The sequence below is a fragment of the Streptomyces sp. NPDC030183 genome (assembly GCF_055573455.1).
Genome location: NZ_JBVIBK010000001.1, coordinates 1 through 17,069, shown reverse-complemented (window position 1 = coordinate 17,069; position 17,069 = coordinate 1). Strand labels below are relative to the sequence as shown.

General features: G+C 73.5%; 15 protein-coding genes. 6 read left to right on the top strand and 9 right to left on the bottom strand.

Features of this window, described 5'->3' with window-relative positions; all coding sequences use genetic code 11:
• Window positions 1–30: 30 nt before the first annotated feature.
• From ACZ4Z2_RS00075 to ACZ4Z2_RS00055, 5 genes are read right to left on the bottom strand one after another with little or no spacing between them, the layout of a single operon-like run.
• Complete coding sequence (locus ACZ4Z2_RS00075) at window positions 31–966, bottom strand: dihydrodipicolinate synthase family protein (RefSeq protein WP_468070721.1); 936 nt, start codon at window positions 964–966, stop codon at window positions 31–33.
• Between the two features lie 9 nt (window positions 967–975).
• Complete coding sequence (locus ACZ4Z2_RS00070; protein WP_468070719.1) at window positions 976–2,049, bottom strand: oligopeptide/dipeptide ABC transporter ATP-binding protein; 1,074 nt, start codon at window positions 2,047–2,049, stop codon at window positions 976–978.
• On the bottom strand, window positions 2,046–4,154 hold the full coding sequence (locus ACZ4Z2_RS00065) for a dipeptide/oligopeptide/nickel ABC transporter permease/ATP-binding protein (RefSeq protein WP_468070717.1): 2,109 nt from the start codon (window positions 4,152–4,154) through the stop codon (window positions 2,046–2,048). The genes ACZ4Z2_RS00070 and ACZ4Z2_RS00065 overlap by 4 nt, the downstream gene beginning before the upstream one ends.
• Window positions 4,144–5,103: an ABC transporter permease gene (locus ACZ4Z2_RS00060; RefSeq protein ID WP_468070715.1), complete on the bottom strand. Its 960-nt coding sequence runs from the start codon at window positions 5,101–5,103 to the stop codon at window positions 4,144–4,146. Before ACZ4Z2_RS00060 ends, ACZ4Z2_RS00065 begins: the two co-directional genes overlap by 11 nt.
• Window position 5,104: 1 nt before the next feature.
• On the bottom strand, window positions 5,105–6,733 hold the full coding sequence (locus tag ACZ4Z2_RS00055; RefSeq protein ID WP_468070713.1) for an ABC transporter substrate-binding protein: 1,629 nt from the start codon (window positions 6,731–6,733) through the stop codon (window positions 5,105–5,107).
• A gap of 314 nt (window positions 6,734–7,047) precedes the next feature.
• On the opposite strand from ACZ4Z2_RS00055, the gene ACZ4Z2_RS00050 reads away from it, so the two are divergent.
• On the top strand, window positions 7,048–7,809 hold the full coding sequence (locus ACZ4Z2_RS00050; protein WP_468070711.1) for a FadR/GntR family transcriptional regulator: 762 nt from the start codon (window positions 7,048–7,050) through the stop codon (window positions 7,807–7,809).
• A 184-nt stretch (window positions 7,810–7,993) separates the two neighbouring features.
• On the top strand, window positions 7,994–8,434 hold the full coding sequence (locus ACZ4Z2_RS00045; protein ID WP_468070709.1) for a protein-tyrosine phosphatase family protein: 441 nt from the start codon (window positions 7,994–7,996) through the stop codon (window positions 8,432–8,434).
• Window positions 8,435–8,680: 246 nt separating this feature from the next.
• On the opposite strand, the gene ACZ4Z2_RS00040 is transcribed toward ACZ4Z2_RS00045, so the two are convergent.
• The 4 genes from ACZ4Z2_RS00040 to ACZ4Z2_RS00025 form a co-directional block, all read right to left on the bottom strand.
• The gene (locus ACZ4Z2_RS00040) at window positions 8,681–9,340 is read right to left on the bottom strand and encodes a M15 family metallopeptidase (protein WP_468070707.1); all 660 of its coding nucleotides are present in this window, start codon (window positions 9,338–9,340) and stop codon (window positions 8,681–8,683) included.
• Between the two features lie 377 nt (window positions 9,341–9,717).
• Window positions 9,718–12,831, bottom strand: a complete 3,114-nt coding sequence (locus ACZ4Z2_RS00035) for an AfsR/SARP family transcriptional regulator (RefSeq protein WP_468070705.1) — start codon at window positions 12,829–12,831, stop codon at window positions 9,718–9,720.
• Between the two features lie 212 nt (window positions 12,832–13,043).
• A complete protein-coding gene (locus tag ACZ4Z2_RS00030; RefSeq protein WP_468070703.1) occupies window positions 13,044–13,628 on the bottom strand; it encodes an HD domain-containing protein in 585 nt (194 codons plus the stop codon).
• Between the two features lie 15 nt (window positions 13,629–13,643).
• Window positions 13,644–14,216, bottom strand: a complete 573-nt coding sequence (locus tag ACZ4Z2_RS00025; RefSeq protein WP_468070701.1) for an antibiotic biosynthesis monooxygenase — start codon at window positions 14,214–14,216, stop codon at window positions 13,644–13,646.
• A 288-nt stretch (window positions 14,217–14,504) separates the two neighbouring features.
• Between ACZ4Z2_RS00025 and ACZ4Z2_RS00020 the strand changes: the two genes are divergently transcribed.
• From ACZ4Z2_RS00020 to ACZ4Z2_RS00005, 4 genes are all read left to right on the top strand, one after another.
• Window positions 14,505–14,735, top strand: a complete 231-nt coding sequence (locus ACZ4Z2_RS00020) for a hypothetical protein (RefSeq protein ID WP_468070699.1) — start codon at window positions 14,505–14,507, stop codon at window positions 14,733–14,735.
• Window positions 14,736–14,812: 77 nt separating this feature from the next.
• A complete protein-coding gene (gene recO, locus ACZ4Z2_RS00015; protein ID WP_468070697.1) occupies window positions 14,813–15,562 on the top strand; it encodes a DNA repair protein RecO in 750 nt (249 codons plus the stop codon).
• A 58-nt stretch (window positions 15,563–15,620) separates the two neighbouring features.
• A complete protein-coding gene (locus ACZ4Z2_RS00010) occupies window positions 15,621–16,457 on the top strand; it encodes an isoprenyl transferase (protein WP_468070695.1) in 837 nt (278 codons plus the stop codon).
• Between the two features lie 3 nt (window positions 16,458–16,460).
• Window positions 16,461–16,979, top strand: coding sequence for a YcxB family protein (locus ACZ4Z2_RS00005; RefSeq protein WP_468070693.1), 519 nt, complete (start codon window positions 16,461–16,463; stop codon window positions 16,977–16,979).
• Window positions 16,980–17,069 lie beyond the last annotated feature (90 nt).

The window sequence follows — 17,069 nt, the reverse complement described above, 5'->3', positions numbered from 1 at the left end:
GGCGGTGCCTTCCAGCCGTCCCGGGTGTCCCTAGAGCAGTCCCGCAGCCGCCAGGAACTTGCCCACCCGCGCGACCTCGTCGTCCGACAGCGGCACCTGGGGCTCCGCCGTCGCCGGGCACGCGATGACGCCCCGCAGATGCAGGGCCGCCTTGAACGCGCCCAGGGCGGAGGAACTCCGGCCCATGCGGTGGGGGTCGCCGACGCCGACCATGCCGAACAGGGCGCACAGCCGCTCCTGCTCGGCGCGCGCCCGCTCCCGGTCGCCCGCCCGGCACAGGCGGTGCAGCCGGACGTAACCGGCGGGGTCGACGTTGGCCAGGCCGGGGACCGCGCCGTCCGCGCCCATGGCGAGCGCGGCGTCCACGAGCAGTTCCGAACCGGTGAGGACGGCGAAGCCGGTCACGAGGGCGTCGTCGCGGGCGCCCGTGACGACCGTACGGAACCCGGCCAGGTCCCCGCTGGAGTCCTTCAGCCCGGCGATCACCCCGTGCGCGGCCAGCTCCAGCACCACCTCCGCGGGCAGCTTGGTGTGGACGGCGACCGGGATGTCGTACGCGAGGACGGGGACGGGGGAGCGGGAGCCGAGCAGACGGTAGTGGCGGGAGATCTCCGCCGGGTGGGTGCCCGCGTAGAACGGGGCGGTCGCCACGACGGCCTCCGCCCCCGCCGCCGTCACCGCCCCGACGTGGTCGAGGACCCGGGGCGTCGTCATGTCGATCGCCCCGGCGAGCACCGGGACCTGACCGCCCACGTGCCCGACGACCGTCTCCACCACCGTCCGCCGCTGCGCGTCCGTCAGGAACGCCGCCTCCGACGACGACCCCAGCACGAACAGCGCGTCCACACCGCCCGCCACCAGATGGTCGACCAGCCGGACCAGGGAGGGGACGTCCACCTCGCGGTCCGGTGTCAGAGGGGTGCAGACGGGCGGGATGACTCCGGTCAGCGGGGCGGGGACGGTCATGGCTGCTCCCTAGGTGTCTCGTACGGCGCGCTCCTGTACGGCCATGGCGGTGGCCGGGGAGACGGACGCCGGCCCGGACCCGGCCTCGGCGACCAGGTCCCGCGTCGACTCCGTCTCCCCCACAGGATGGTGGCAGCGGAAGCGGTGTGCGGGGGCCGACGCGGCCGCGAAGTCCGGCATGACCTCCGCGCACACCTCGTCCGCCCGCCAGCAGCGGGTACGGAACGGGCAGCCGCTCGGCGGCCGCGTGGCCGACGGCACCGGGCCCGCCAGCGGGATCGGGTCGATCGGGTCCAGCAGGCCGGGCGTCGCCGAGAACAGCGCCCGTGTGTACGGGTGCCGGGCCCGGCCGGTGACGTCGCCGGCCGGGGACTCCTCCACGATCCGCCCCAGGTACATGGTGATCACCCGGTCGCTCATCCGCCGCACCGTCTGGATGTCGTGCGACACGAAGACCAGCGCCAGCCCGAGCCGCTCCTTCAGGTCGAGCAGCAGGTTCAGGATCTGCGCGCGCACCGACACGTCCAGCGCGCTCGTCGGCTCGTCCGCCACGACGAGCGGGGGATCGAGGGCGAGCGCGCGGGCGATGGCCACCCGCTGACGCTGTCCGCCCGAGAGCCGGCCCGGCAGCCCGTCGGCCAGGACGGCGGGCAGGCCGACCAGCGCCATCAACTCCCGCACCCGTTCCTCGCGTTCGGCGGGCGTGCCGCGCCGGTGCACATCGAGCGGGTCACGCAGGATCCGGCGGACGGACAGCCGGCGGTTCAGGGCCGTGGACGGGTCCTGGAAGATCATGCCGGTGCCGGCGCCCACGGTCGCCCGGCGCTCCGCCGGCCCCATGGACCACAGGTCCCGCCCCCGGAAGGAGACCGTCCCGGCCGTCGGCCGCTCCACACCCACCAGCACCTTCGCCAGCGTCGACTTCCCGCACCCCGACTCACCGACCACGCCCACCGTCTCACCGGGCGCGATCGTCAGGTCGGCGCCGGTCAGGGCGTACACCCGGTCGCGGGTGAAGAGGCCGCCGCTGCGCGCCCGGTGGACGACATGGGCGCCGGAGACCTCCACGAGTGCGCTGCTCACCGGGTCACCTCGTGATCCGTCGTGGTCAGGTCCACCACCGGGTGGTGGCAGGCCGCCGTGTGGGTGCGGGGGCCCCGCAGGGCCGGGACCGTGGTGTGGCACACCTCGCTCGCGCGGGGGCAGCGGTCGGCGAAGCGGCAGCCCGCCGGGAAGTCGGCGGGGGAGGGGACGACCCCCCTGATCTGCGTCATCCGCGCGGCCGCCGACTCCAGCGACAGGACGCTGCCGAGCAGGCCGCGCGTATAGGGGTGGGCGGGGGCCTCCACGAGGTCCGCCGTCACGCCCGTCTCGACGATCCGGCCGCCGTACATCACCGCCACCCGGTCCGTGACGTCCGCGACCAGCGCCAGATCGTGCGACACCAGGACCAGCGCGAAGCCAAGTTCCGCGCGCAGCCGCAGCAGCAACTCGATGACCTGCGCCTGGACCGTGACGTCCAGGGCCGTGGTCGGTTCGTCGGCCACGATCAGGCTCGGGTCGCGGGACAGGGCCATCGCGATCAGCACACGCTGGCGCTGTCCGCCGGAGAGTTCGTGCGGATAGCCGCGGAGGGTGCGGACGGGGTCGAGGCCGACCATCTCCAGCAGTTCGGCCGGGGTGCGGCCGCCGCCCCGCCGGACGACCTGCCCCAGCTGGGCGCGGATCGTCATCGCCGGGTTCAGCGAGGACAGGGCGTCCTGGTAGACCATCGCCATCTCATGGCCGAGCAGCCGGCGCCGGGTCCGCATCGGCTCGCCCACCAGCTGCCGCTCCCCGAACCGGACCCGGCCGCGCACCCGCGCCCCCTTCGGCTCCAGCCCCATCACCGTCAGCGCGGTCAGCGACTTGCCGCACCCCGACTCACCGACCAGGCCCAGCACCTCCCCGGCCCGGACCTCGAAGCTGATCCCGTCGACGATGTCCACGCCCCGGTGCCGCTGGTCGAAGCCGATCGCCAGGTCCTCCACGGCCAGTACCGGCCGCCCGGTGGGCAGGGGCCGCGCCCGCGCCCGCAGCCGCCGACCCGCCTCGGCCAGCCCCGGCAGCTCCACCTCGCCCCCGGCGGCCTCCACGGGGTCCTCCACGGGGTCCTCCACGGCCTCCCCGGGACCGGCCCCGACGGCCGCCGGGCCGACCGCGCCGCCACCGCCCCCGGCCCGGTGCTCCCCGCCCCCGGTCCGGTGCCCGTCTCCGCCTCCCGTCGGGCGTTCCGTGTCCCGGCCCGCCGGGGCCGCCCAGGCGTCGGAGACGCCCTCGGAGAGGACGTTCAGGGACAGGACCGTGACCAGCATCAGCAGCCCGGGGAAGACCGTCGCCCACCAGCCGCCCGTCAGCACCATGTTCTTGCCGTCCGCGATGACGCTGCCCCACGACGGGTCCGGCGGCCGTACGCCCGCGCCGATGAAGGACAGGGACGCCTCGAACACGATGGCCTCGGCGACCTGCACGGTGCAGAACACCAGGACGGGCGCCGCGCAGTTGACGGCCACGTGCCGGACCACGATGTGCGCGGTGCGGGCCCCGATGACCCGCTCGGCCGTCACATAGTCCTCGCCGTACTGGTCGAGGACGTTGGCCCGCACGACCCGGGCGACCGGTGGGGTGAACAGGAAGGCGATCGCGCAGATCAGCACCTCGATGCCGCCGCCGAAGACCGCGACGAGCACGGCGGCGAGCGCGATGCCCGGGAACGCCATGACGACGTCCAGGCAGCGCATCAGGGTCTCGTCGACCGCCTTGCGCGAGGTCGCGGCCACGGCCCCCACGAACGCGCCCACGAGCAGCGCCAGCGCGGTGGCCCCGAGCCCGATCGCGAGCGACCAGCGGGCCCCGTGCATCAGCCGGCTGAGGATGTCCCGGCCGAGGCTGTCCTGGCCCATCCAGTGCTCGGCGGAGGGCGCGCCCGTGCCGCCGACGAGGCTCCGCTGGTCGAGCGGGTCGTGCGGGGCGAGCAACGGGGCCAGCAGGGCGGTGAGGACCACGACCGCCAGGAAGCACACGGCCACCCGGGACAGGACCGGCAGCCCGCGCCACGAGCGGAGCCGGACGCCGGGTCCGGACAGGGCGTCCGTCAGGCGTTCGCGCGTGGTCACCAGCAGGCCGAACATCAGCGCATCAGCTCGCATCCCTCAGTCGCGGGTTCACCAGCAGGTAGAGGACGTCGATGACGAGGTTGACGACGACGAACCCCGCGGCCGTGGTCAGGACGACGCCCTGGACGACCGCCGGGTCGCCGTTCTTCACGGCGTCGATCATCAACTTGCCCATGCCGGGCAGCGAGAAGATCGTCTCGATGACGACCGCCCCGCCCAGCAGATAGCCGACGCGCAGCCCGAGCACCGTGAGCGGGTTGATCAGCGCGTTGCGCAGGACGTTGCGGCCCACGACGACCCGCGGGGGCAGGCCGCTCCCGATCGCCGTCCGCACGTAGTCCTTGTCCAGCTCCTCCACCACGGCCGTCCGCACGATCCGGGTGAGCTGCGCGGCCACCGGCAGCGACAGGGCGAGCGCGGGCAGCGTCATCGTCCTCAGCCACCCGGTGAAGGAGTCGGCCGGGTTGACGTAACCGCCGGTCGGGAACCAGCCCAGGTCCACCGCCAGGTACTGGATCATCAGCAGCGCCAGCCAGAAGCCGGGCGCGGCGACGCCGGTCAGCGACACCACGCGGATGATCTGGTCCGGCAGCCGGTCCCGGTGGATGGCCGCCGTGACCCCGCCGAGCAGCGCCAGCACCACGGCGATGCCCAGCCCGAGGAAGGTCAGCTGGAGGGTGAGGGGAAGGGCGGTGGTGACCTGCTCGACCACCGGGGCCCGGGTGAGCGCGCTGGTCCCCATGTCGCCGTGGAGCAGATCCCCGACGAAGGCGACGTAGCGCACCGGCAGCGGGTCGAGGAGGCCGTTCTCCTCCCGGAACGCGTGCAGTTGCTCCGGGGTGGGATTGGCGCCCTGGAAGAACGCGGACGCCGGGTCGACGTCCGAGAACCGCATGACGACGAAGACGAACAGCACGATCCCGAGCCCGAGGGGGACCAGCAGGGCGATCCGCCGGAGCAGGATGCGCAGGACGGCGATCACGCTAGACCCACTTGGCCTGGAGCAGGTTGATCCCCGGATAGGGCTGTGCCCTTATCCCCGACAGCCGCTTCGGGTCCCACGCCGTCATCAGCTCGTTGTGGACCACCGGGTACAGCACGGCCTGTTCGGCGACGACGTCGATGTAGTCCTGGACCATCGCCTTCTTCCGGTCGGCGTCCGGCTCCCGGGTGGCCCGGTCCATGTCCCTGAACAGCTTCTTGGCCACGGCGTCGTCGGCCCAGCGCGCGTACCGCATCCACAGGTTCTGGGGGCCGTAGTTGTAGTGCATGATCAGATCCGCGTCGAGGCCGAACTGGTTCGGGTTCGAGGCGGCGGCCACGACCTGGTAGTCCTGCTTCTGGTCCATCTTGGTGAACACGGCGGTCGTCTCCTGCGGCGAGAGCGTCGTCTCGACGCCGATCGCGTCCCAGGACGCCTTCACGGTCGGCAGGCAGTCGACGATCCAGCTCACGTTCACCGCGAGGATGTCGACCTTCAGCCCGCGCACGCCCGCCTCGGCCAGCAGCGCCTTCGCCTTCTCCGGGTCGTACCCGTACACCGTCTTCGCCGGCCGGTAGCTCGGGTTGCCCTCGTTCAGGAAGGAACTCGCCGGTGTCCCGTGCCCCTTCAGGGCGACCTCGATCATCTTGTCGCGGTCGATGGCGTAGTGCAGGGCCTGCCGGACGCGGACGTCGTCGAAGGGCTTGTGCCGGGTGTTGAACATCAGGAAGAGGTTGTTCATCCCGGAGCCGCCCTGGACGGTCATCCCGCCCTTCTCCAGCTGCCCGATGTTGGCGTACGGGATGTTGTCGGCGATCTGCGCCCCCGCGCTCGCCCCGGAGATCCTCGCGACCCGGGGCGCGGCGTCCACGATGGTCAGCCAGTTCATCTTCCTGAACGCGGCCGGGCGGGGCCCGTTGTAGTCGGCGTACGCCTCGAACGTCGTGTTGGACTTCGGGTGGTGGGCCGTCTGCCGGTACGGCCCCGACCCGACGGCCTTGCCCTTGACGGCCTCCTCCCAGGCGCCCGGCCGGGAGAAGACGTGCTTCGGCATGATCTTCGCCAGGGTCAGCCGGGAGACGCCCTCGGGGAAGGGGAACTTGAGGACCAGCTCGACGTTCCGCGCGTCGATCTTCCGGACCTCCTTCAGCCAGCTCGCGAAGAACCCCTTGGCAAGGGTCTGGGTGCCGGGGTCGAGAATCCGCTCGTAGACGAAGACCACGTCGTCGGCGGTGACCGGTTTCCCGTCGTGGAACGTGGCGCCGGGCCGCAGCTCGAACCGCCACGACGTGCCGCCGAGGTCGCCGGGCACGGCCGTCGCGAGCGCCGCGTACGGCTCGCGGGAGATGGGGTCGGTGTCGAGGAGCCCCTCGTAGATGTGGTGGTTGGCGGCCATGCAGAACGCGGACGCGGTCTGGGTCGGGTCCCAGCTGCCGTCGTTGCCGTAGCCGATGACGGCGGTCAGGGTGCCGTTCCTCCCGCCGCCACCGCCGGTGTCGTTCGTCGACTCCGGGCCGGCCGAACAGGCGGCCAGAGCGGGGGACAGGGCCGCGGTCGCGCCCAGCGCGCCGGAGTGCTTCAGGAACGACCGGCGGGCCGGTGCCGGGGCGTCATGGGTCACATCGCGCACGGTTCCTCCAAAGAGGCGGCGAGGGAGCGAAGCGGTGGGGGCTCGATGACGGAGGTACGACGTCCTACGTCCTACAGGGGGCAGCGTGACCTTAGGAGCGCCGCCGGGGGCGGTCAAGGGATCGCACACGAATGGCGTAGCCGCCAGAGGTTGGACCAATGGAGGGCCAACACCGGTACGAAACAAGGAGGGTTGAGGCTCCGTTGGGAGGGAGTTCGCCGGGGTGGTCACCCGGTGTTCACCCGGCGTTCCCCCGGCCCCTCGGTGTGGTTCCGGTCCGCCGGGCGGGTCGAGGGCGGTCCGGCGAGCGTACGATGCGGCGCATGTCTCAGGAGAGCGGCGGCCGCCGCCGGCCCGAGCGGCGGGTGAGCGGCCAGGTCCAGCACGCGGTGATGCAGCTCATCCTCGACCGCAAACTGCGGGCGGGGGCACCGCTGCCCACCGAGACGGAGCTGATGGAGGACCTCGGGGTCAGCCGCAACTCCGTCCGCGAGGCCCTCAAGGCGCTCCAGGCCCTCGACATAGTCGACATCCGGCACGGCTACGGCACCTATGTGGGCGAGGCGTCCCTGACGCCCCTCGTCGACGGCCTGACCTTCCGTACGCTCGCCCGGCCCGACGGCGACACCGCCGCGCTCGCGGAGATCCTCCAGATCCGGGAGGTGCTGGAGGAAGGGCTCGTACGCCGGGTCGCGGGCACGCTCACCGAGGCGGAGCTGGACGCCCTCGCGGCCGTCGTCGACCGGATGGAGGCGGCCGGCCGGGCGGGCGAGCCCGTCGCCGAACTCGACCGTGACTTCCACGAACTCCTCTACGCCTCCCTCGGCAACGCGCTCGTCCCCCAACTGCTCGGCGCCTTCTGGACGGTGTTCCTGCGCGTCGCGGGGGCCCGCGGCTGGACCGACGACCCCGCCCCGGAGCTGACCGTCCGCCGCCACCGCGACATCGTCGCCGCCCTGCGCGCCCGCGACGTCGAGGGCGCGCAGCGGGCGATGTCCGAACACTTCCGCGGCATCGAGGCCCGCGCGGCGACGGCTTCCACGGAGCGCACGGCGAGCCGCGACGCACCCCGCTAGGCCCTGGCGTCACATTCCCGCCTACCCCGCGACGCCATGCACGCGCTCTCGACGCACCGGGCCCCGACCCGAGTACGTCCAGTACACGGGTCAGGGCCCGGCACGCCGAGAGCACGCACCTGACGCCGCGGGGTCGCCCTCCAGGCGACGGCGGGAATGTGACGACAGGGCCTAGGCTGGCCGGATGACCGACCCGATCGAACCCTGGAGCCCGGCTGCCGCCGGAGTGCTGAGGCTGCCGTCCGGGCGGCTGGTGCGCGGGCGGGGGCTGCGGCATCCGCTGCCCGAGGGGGCCGCGCCGACGTACGCGGTGTATCTGCTCGGCAAGGAACCGCCCGCAGTGCCCTGGCCGGCGCACTGGTTGCGGTGGCCCGACTTCCGGCTGCCCGCCGACCGGGCGGAGGCGGCGAAGGTGCTCCGGGACGTGTGGGAACGGGCGTCCGGCGAGCGTGTCGAGGTCGCCTGCGGCGGCGGCCGGGGCCGTACCGGCACCGCACTGGCCTGTCTGGCGGTCCTGGACGGCGTACCGCCGGAGGAGGCCGTCGCGTATGTGCGCCGGCACTACGACCGGCACGCGGTGGAGACCCCGTGGCAGCGACGCTACGTACGCCGCTTCGGGACCTGACCGGCGGAACCCGACGGGCGGAACCGGACCGGCTGCCGCCCTGCCGGTCGGCCGCTCTGCCTTGGGCGGGACAAGCCCCCACCGTCCCTGCCCGCCCCATCCGCAGGGTGCTGCCCGTGAACCCCCGCTACGGGGTTTGCCGCCGAGGCGACAACAGGGGTTCGGGTACAGCCCTCGGGGATGGGACGGGTAGGGACGGCGGGGACGGAGAGGGTCCCGGGCCCCCAGGCCCCCGGACCCTCCCGGCTACGGGCCGCCGAACTCGGCCGGCCCGTAGAGCGCGTGCGGCGACCCGGTCATCAGCGCCCAGTAGCGGTCGCCGTACGACCAGTGCCACCACTCGGTGGGGTAGTTGACCAGCCCGGCCGTGGTGAGCGCCGCCGAGAGGGTGCGGCGGTTGCCGCGGGCCGCCTCGGAGATGTGCGGCGCGTCGGTGTAGCAGGCGTCGTCGCTCTCCTCGGGGCTGGCGTCGACCCTGGTGCCCATGTCGAGCTCCTCCCCCGTGACGGTGCACAGGGTGAGATCGACGGCGGCCCCGGCGACATGCGGCCCGATCTCCGGCGGGGAGAGGGAACGGCTGGTCTGCTCGCGCAGATGGTCCTCCGGCCAGTCCGGGTTGGCCAGCCGCAACTCGGCCGCGTACGCCTCGAAGTACGTGGTCTGCAGTGCCAACGGCCGGTACCCCTCGGTCACCAGCAGCCGCAGACCGTCCGGCAGCAGCCGGGCGGCCCTGGCCAGCCGCCAGGCCACGCCCTCGCGCAGGTGCGCGAACGCGCCCTCCGCGTCGGCCTGGCGCGGGTCGACCACCACGAAGGGCAGCTCCCTCAGATCGACGAGGGGTTCACCGCAGTCCCGGACCGGGACGCGCGCGACCTCAGGGTCGCTCATGAGGATGATCGAAGGCATGCGTCGTCTTCCACAGGGTCCACGAGTCCCGAGTGCTTCCTGGGCCTCGTACCGGAGGTGTGCTGCGGGGGATGAGGTCGCGCCCCGGGGAGGGACCTGATCCCCTGATGTCCCTCCCCGGGGGCTTCCCCCCTTGAGTGGTGGTCTGTGGCCTGGCGACGGTGGTGTTCCCCGTCCGTTCTGCCGTCCTGATCCCACTGTGTTCATGTTCCCGCCGGTCCGTCCCCTGTGCGTTCCGGTGGGCCGACCGGCCGGGCGGTGGTCGCCCGGCCGATCCGTTGTTCCCCCGAGAACCCCGAGAATGCCGGGCTCCGCTGGAAGTTCTCTGCAAGTCGGCCGCAAGCGACTTCAAGCCGCGCCGAAGCGGCCCGGCAGAGCTACTCCGGCGCCCCCGGCCACGGTTCGTACCGCTCCCGGGCCTCGCACGCCTCGAAGACCGCCATGGCCTCGGCACGCAGCGCGGCGGCGCCCTCCGGGTCGCCGAGGGCGGCGCGGACGGCGGACAGGTCGCGCAGCGCGCGAGCGCGGGGGAGGGGCAGGGCGAGAACCTCCCAGAGGGCCGCCGAGGCGGTCAGCAGCCCGTCCGCGTCCGCCGGGCGGCCGTCCGCGAAGGCGCACTCGCCCAGCGTGCGCAGGGTCAGCGCCTCACCGAACCGGTCCTCGTGGACCCGGCAGACCTCCAGGATCTCCCGCAGCTGCGCCTCCGCCTCCCGGGTGTGCCCCAGCCGCAGCCGGGCCTTGGCGCGGGCCCGCAGGGCGTACGCCGCCATGTGCGGGTCGCCGAGGGCGCGCAGGATTTCCAGCGCCTGCTCGGCCACCCGCGCGGCCTCCTCGTACGCGCCGAGCGAGCGGTGCACCAGGCTGAGCGTGCGCAGCGCCAGCGCCTCGCCGCGCCGGCTGCCGAGCCGCCGGTACGCCCGCAGCGACTCGTCGAGCAGGGGGAACGCCCCTTCCTGGTCGCCGAGTTCCAGCCGTACGGAACCGCCGTACCGGCAGGCGACCCCGACCCCGGTGTCGTCGCCGACCCGCCGGAAGCCGTCGGCCGCGTCGGTCAGCGCGCGTTCCGCCTCGCGCAGTTCGCCGACCTCCCGGCAGGCGCTGCCCAGTCCGGCGAGCGCGGCGGAACGGCCCCGGACGTCGCCGAGTTCGGTGCAGATCCGCTCGGCGGTGCGGAAGTACTCCTGGGCCTCCGCTATCCGGTCCTGCTCGTACCGCAGCTGCCCGAGGCCGATGATCAGCAGGGCCTCGCCCGAGCGGTCCTCGGCGCGGCGGGCCGCGGCGAGCGCGGCGTCATGGCTGCGCCACCAGGCGTCGAAGCGGTTCTTGATGGCGAACGACGAGGAGCACAGGGCCGCCGCCGCCTCACAGGCGAGGGTGTGCAGGCCCAGGGCCGCCGCGCGCTCGACCGCCGAGGTCAGGGTGTCCGCCTCCGCGTCGAACCAGGAGAAGGGGTCGGCAAGGGCGAGGCGGGTGGTGCGGGCGCCGACGGGGGGAGGAGCCTCGGCGAAGTCGCCCGCCCCGAACCGGTCGCGCCCTTGCGGTGAGGGGGCACAGGGGACGCTCCCGCGCCCCTTGAGCGCGAAGCTCTGCCTGAGGACCACCGCGCCCGACGGCGCCGCCTTCGTCACCCGGTCCATCAGCCACAGCCCCGCGGACAGCGCCCGGCCCACCGCCGCCGTGCGGTCACCGGGCGGGTCCTCCGCCTCGGCGCGTTCGGCGGCGTAGACACGGACCAGGTCGTGCAGGCGGTAGCGGGGCTGCCCGATGTGGTCGGTGCCGGGGCAGTCGATCAACTGGGCGTCGAGGAGCCGCTCCAGGACCTCCTCCGCCTCGTCCTCCGGGGTGCCGGCGAGCGCGGCCACCGCCCACACGGCGACATCGGCCGAGCCCAGCGTGGCGATCCGCCGCAGCACCCGGCGCGCGTCCTCGTCCAGCGCCTGGTAGCTCAGGCCGAGGCTGGCCCGTACGGCCAGGTCGCCGACCGCCAGCTCGTCGAGCCGGCGGTGCTCGTCGGCGAGGCGCGCGGCGAGCACGCTCGGCGTCCAGTGCCGCCGGGTCGCCAGCCGGGCGCCCGCGATCCGCAGCGCCAGCGGCAGCCCCCCGCACAGCTCGACGATCCGGCGGGCGGCGGCCTCCTCACGGGGCTCGTCCGGGGTGCGTTCCGGGCCGGTCACCCGGGTCAGCAGCTCCAGACCGCGGACGTCGTCCAGCACGTCGAGGTCGGTGCGCCGCGCCCCGATCAGGCCGCCGAGCCGGGCCCGCGAGGTGACCAGCACCCCGCAGGTCGCACTGCCCGGCAGCAGCGGCCGGACCTGGGCCTCGCCGCCCGCGTCGTCCAGCACCAGCAGGATCCGCCGTCCGGCGACGAGGCTGCGGAACAGGTCGCCGCGCTCCGCGGTGTCCTCCGGCGGATCGGCGCCGAGGGCCCGCAGCAGCCGGCCCAGCACCTCGGCGGGCGGTACGGGCTCGCTGAAACCGTGGAGTTCGGCGTACAGCTGCCCGTCGGGGTACGCGCCCGCCACCCGGTGCGCGGCCTGCACGGCGAGCGTCGACTTGCCGACCCCGGCGGCCCCCGACACCACGACGACGGGCATCGCCTCCCGCTCCCCGGACAACCCCTCGACGACGCCCGCCAGTTCCTCCTCGCGCCCGGTGAAGTCCCCGATGGCGGGCGGCAGGAGCGACACCGTCCGGGGCACGGTGGCCGCGCCCCGCCCGGCGGCGGTGGTGGCGCCGGGCGCCAGCAGCTCAGGATCGGCCCGCAGGATGGCCTCGTACAGCCGGGTCAGCTCCGGTCCGGGGTCGAGGCCCAGCTCGTCGGCGAGCACCGCCCGCCCCTCCGCGTGGACGGCGAGGGCGTCCGCCTGCCGGCCCAGCCGGTACAGCCCCAGCATCAGCTGCCCGCGCAGCCGCTCCCGTGTCGGATGCGCCCCCACCAGCGCCGTCAGTTCGGTGACCAGCTCCGCCTCGTGGCCCCCGGCCTCCAGCTCCGCGGCGATGCGTTCCTCCAGCGCCGCCTGCCGGGCCTCCTCCAGCCGCCCGGCCTCGCCCCGCAGCGCGTCACCGACCCCGCCGAGCGCCGGACCGCGCCACAGGTCCGAGGCCGCCCGCAGCAGCAGCGCGGCGCGCTCGTGATCACCCGCGGCGGCGGCCTGCCGGCCCTCGGCCGTCAGCGCCTCGAACTCCGCCAGGTCGACCCGCCCGACCCCCGGCCGCATCAGGTACCCGGGCGGCCGCGTCTCGATCGCGTCCGCCGCCTGACCGGGCAACGCCCGCCGCAGCGCCGACACGTACGTCTGCACCAGGGCCCGCGCGGTGTCCGGGGGATCCTCGCCCCACACCGCGTCGACCAGCACGTCCGCGGGCACCACCTGCCCGGCCCGCAGCAGCAGCACGGCCAGCAGCGCGCGGGGCTTGGGGCCGCCCAGCCGCAGAGGTCTCCCCGCGTGCCACGCCTCGACCGGGCCGAGCAGTCGGAATTCCAGCTCCACGGGTCCCCATCTTCCGTGCCGTCGGACCGCCGGGACAGCGGTTGCTCACGCAACGTTCGACGCTGATGTACGCCGAGTGGTTTCCCAGGACGCGTGATGCGCCGGAGAGTTGTCGTAAATCGGGGGAACCAGAGGGAATCTTAGGTGGACGAAGCGGAGATTCGACATGTCCCCGTGGGCGACCTGTGCGAGTGATGTGGCGGAGGCGGGGATTACGGGCGTACGGGATACGCCGCCTGGAATGCCAGCCTCCGGTCCGCGTCGGCACCCAGGGCGGCGAGCAGGTCGTCGAGGGCCAGGAACTCCTCCCACACGGGGCGGCCGCTCGCCCCGGCCAGCCGTCCGACCACCAGGTCCTCCAGCTCCGACACCCGTTTGTTCTTCCACACCTTGTCGGCCAGGCTCACCAGCAGGTCCTCGAAGCCCACGTCCGGGTCCGCGGCCCACGCGGCGTGGGTCCCCGCGAACCGGGCCAGTTCCGGCTCCACCCCGCGGGCCAGCAGCAGCCGGCGTCCCGCCTCCTCGTGCGCGGAGCCGGGGCCGGACAGCTCCTCGGCGTGCTCCGTCTTGCCGATGTCGTGCGTGGCCGCCCCGAACAGCACCGCCGTCCGGTCGAACGGCAGCTCCGGGTACCGGCGTTCCACCCAGTCGGCCAGTCGGGCCGCCACGTCGTGCACGAGCCGCAGGTGCGCGGCGAGCCGAGGCGGCGCCCCGAGGTCCCGCAGCAGCGCGGCGGCCCGTTCGGGCAGCGGACGCAGAGAAGGCTCGGCGGCGGTCAGCGGATCGGCGGCGGTCACGCCGGCCAGTGTGCGTCATCGCGTGGACGAGGGCGACGGATACAGCCATCTCCGCAACAGCCTGCTGAGGAACGGCATGACCGCGAACGTCAGCGTCGGCAGCAGGACCAGCGGGAAGACCGCCGCGCGCAGCGGCAGCGGCCAGCCGGCGGTGTGCGGGGCCACCAGCCACTGGACGAGCAGCGTGAACGGATAGGCGCCCAGGAACGTCGTCAGCGCCATCTTCCAGCGCGGCGGGGCCGGCCCGTTCGTGCCCGGCAGATCGAACCAGGTCTCCATGCCGGTGGTGGACTGCCGTTCGCTGCTGACCTCCGTGGCGACGCCGTCGATCCGCGCGTGCCAGCGCGCCCGCTCCGCCGAGGTCAGCCAGGCCCCCAGCCGCTCGGGGTCGGAGAAGCGCAGGACCGCGTGGAAACGGTGCCCCTCCTCGGGCCGCAGCCAGGCGACGCCCTCGTTGCCGGGGAACCGGGAGGCGCTGCGCGTGACGCCCCGGGTCCACTCCTCGAAGACGTCCTCCTTGCCGGGCCGCACCTGCCAGGTGAACACGGTGGTGACGGGCTCGCCGCACCGGACTCGCGAGGTGTGCATGAGGACGAGGTGCCACACCCGGCGCCGATCATGCCGCGTCGACGGCCCCCAGGGGGCGTGAAGCACAGACTCCTGCCGAGTCTAGACACAGCGGGTCACCGTGGGGATGCGAAGAGTGAAACTCGATACGGCGGGGGTAGCACCGTGAAGGCAATGGGCGAAGGGCTCGGGGGACGAGACCCGGCGCGGCGCGTCGAGTGAGGCGGAGGACACGGTGGAGGAACTGGCGCGGGGACCCGCGAGAACCACGGGAGCGCGGTCCGCCGCCCGGCACCCGGCGGCCCCGCGGTGAACGGCAACGGCAGGAAGCCGCCGATCGGCACCTACGCGGTGGACACCCGCACCGGGCAGGTCGGCCGGGTCATGGGCCACGAGGGGCCGTACGTCCAACTGCGGCCCGTGGGCGGGGGACGCGAGTGGGACTGCCCGCCCAGGGCCGTACGGGCCGCGACGACGACGGAGCGGCTGCGCGCCGCGACCGCCCACGAGAACGCCCGCGGCCGTGGGGAGGTCCCTTGAAGCCGGCCCCCTGACCGAGTGAAGGCCGCCCTCTGATCGCGGTCCGCCTCGGCGCCGTCGTAGGCGAGAATGGGCCCATGAGTCTGTTCCGCGACGACGGCATCGTGCTGCGCACCCAGAAGCTGGGCGAGGCGGACCGGATCATCACGCTGCTCACCCGCGGTCACGGACGCGTACGGGCCGTGGCCCGGGGGGTGCGGCGCACCAAGTCGAAGTTCGGGGCGCGACTGGAGCCGTTCTCCCATGTGGACGTGCAGTTCTTCGCGCGGGGCAGCGAACTGATCGGCCGCGGACTGCCCTTGTGCACCCAGAGCGAGACGATCGCGCCCTACGGCGGCGGCATCGTCACCGACTACGCCCGCTACACCGCCGGGACGGCCATGCTGGAGACGGCCGAGCGGTTCACCGACCACGAGGGCGAGCCCGCCGTGCAGCAGTACCTGCTGCTCGTCGGCGGACTGCGCACCCTCGCCCGCGGTGAACACGCCCCGCATCTCGTCCTCGACGCCTTCCTGCTGCGCTCCCTCGCGGTCAACGGCTACGCCCCCACCTTCAGCGACTGCGCCAGGTGCGGGCTGCCCGGACCCAACCGGTTCTTCTCGGTCGCGGCCGGCGGCTCGGTCTGCGTGGACTGCCGGGTACCCGGCAGCGTCGTACCCTCTGCGCAGGCCCTGGAACTCCTCGGCGCGCTGCTGACGGGGGACTGGGCGACCGCGGACGCCTGTGAGCCGCGGTACGTCAGGGAGGGGAGCGGACTGGTGTCCGCCTATCTGCACTGGCACCTGGAGCGCGGACTGCGCTCACTTCGGTACGTGGAAAAGTCGTAGAGCACCACGGTCTTAGAGCACCACAGTCGTAGAGCATGACAGAGGAGACGAGAAACACATGGTGGTACGCGGGTTCCTGGGGCGTCAGCGCCGCGAGTACAAGTCGCCCGTGCCGCACCCGTCCGGTGCCCGCGCGCCCAAGCTCCCCGGCGAACTGGTCCCCAACCACGTGGCGATCGTCATGGACGGCAACGGCCGCTGGGCCAAGGAGCGGGGGCTGCCGCGCACCGAGGGCCACAAGGTCGGCGCCGAGCGCGTCCTGGACGTCCTCCAGGGCTCGATCGAGATCGGCGTGCGCAACATCTCCCTCTACGCCTTCTCCACCGAGAACTGGAAGCGCTCGCCCGACGAGGTCCGCTTCCTGATGAACTTCAACCGCGACTTCATCCGCAAGACCCGCGACCAGCTCGACGAACTCGGCATCCGTGTCCGCTGGGTGGGCCGGATGCCCAAGCTGTGGAAGTCCGTCGCCAAGGAACTCCAGGTCGCCCAGGAGCAGACCAAGGGCAACGACCTGCTGACCCTGTACTTCTGCATGAACTACGGCGGCCGCGCCGAGATCGCCGACGCCGCGCAGGCCCTCGCCGAGGACGTCCGCGCGGGCCGCCTCGACCCCTCCAAGGTCACCGAGAAGACCTTCGCGAAGTACCTCTACTACCCGGACATGCCCGACGTCGACCTGTTCCTGCGGCCCAGCGGGGAGCAGCGCACCTCCAACTACCTGCTCTGGCAGAGCGCGTACGCCGAGATGGTCTTCCAGGACGTCCTCTGGCCGGACTTCGACCGCCGCGACCTGTGGCGCGCCTGCGTGGAGTTCGCCTCCCGCGACCGCCGCTTCGGCGGCGCCATCCCGAACGAGGAACTGCTGGCGATGGAAGGCCGACAGGAGGACTGACCCGTGGCCGAGGCCGGTGGGGAGCACGTCGAGCTGGTGTACCGCGCGACGGTCGGGGACTTCCGCGAGGCGCTGCGTGTCGCCACGCGCGCCTCGGCCGCCGGCCGCTGGGGGCAGGGCCTGCTGTTCTTCGCCGCGGGCGCGGGCGCCCTCGTCACGGCCGTGTCCCTGGCGCTCGGCGGTTCACCGGGAGCCCAGGCACTCGTGGGCCTGGCCGCGGCCCTCATCGGCCTGGTCGTCCTGCCCTGGGCGCAGGCCCGCCGCCTGCACCGCCGGGCGGCGGCCAGGGGCGTGCACCGCACGGTGCTGGACCTCTGGGGCGTGACGACCACCACGGACCGGGGCACGCCCCGTATGTCCCGCTGGAACGAGATCACCCGCTACGCGGAGACCCGCGGCACCTTCGTCCTCCTGGACGCGCACGCGTACGCCCCGGCGCCCGTCCTGCTCCCGAAGCGGGTCACCAGAGATGTGGACGCCCTGCGAGCACTCCTCGACAAGAGGCTCAGCTCGCCCACCTAGGCCCTGTCGTCAAATTCCCACCTACCCCGCGACGCCATGCACGTGCTCTCGACGCACCGGGCCCCGACCCGAGTACGTCCAGTACACGGG

What these genes read in the sequence shown, in the direction of transcription:
- ACZ4Z2_RS00075 (WP_468070721.1), bottom strand. Translation starts at nt 966, where the DNA reads ATGACCGTCCCCGCCCCGCTGACCGGAGTCATCCCGCCCGTCTGCACC.
- ACZ4Z2_RS00065 (WP_468070717.1), bottom strand. Translation starts at nt 4,154, where the DNA reads ATGCGAGCTGATGCGCTGATGTTCGGCCTGCTGGTGACCACGCGCGAA.
- ACZ4Z2_RS00050 (WP_468070711.1), top strand. Translation starts at nt 7,048, where the DNA reads ATGCGGCGCATGTCTCAGGAGAGCGGCGGCCGCCGCCGGCCCGAGCGG.
- ACZ4Z2_RS00045 (WP_468070709.1), top strand. Translation starts at nt 7,994, where the DNA reads ATGACCGACCCGATCGAACCCTGGAGCCCGGCTGCCGCCGGAGTGCTG.
- ACZ4Z2_RS00040 (WP_468070707.1), bottom strand. Translation starts at nt 9,340, where the DNA reads ATGCCTTCGATCATCCTCATGAGCGACCCTGAGGTCGCGCGCGTCCCG.
- ACZ4Z2_RS00025 (WP_468070701.1), bottom strand. Translation starts at nt 14,216, where the DNA reads ATGCACACCTCGCGAGTCCGGTGCGGCGAGCCCGTCACCACCGTGTTC.
- recO (WP_468070697.1), top strand. Translation starts at nt 14,813, where the DNA reads ATGAGTCTGTTCCGCGACGACGGCATCGTGCTGCGCACCCAGAAGCTG.
- ACZ4Z2_RS00010 (WP_468070695.1), top strand. Translation starts at nt 15,621, where the DNA reads ATGGTGGTACGCGGGTTCCTGGGGCGTCAGCGCCGCGAGTACAAGTCG.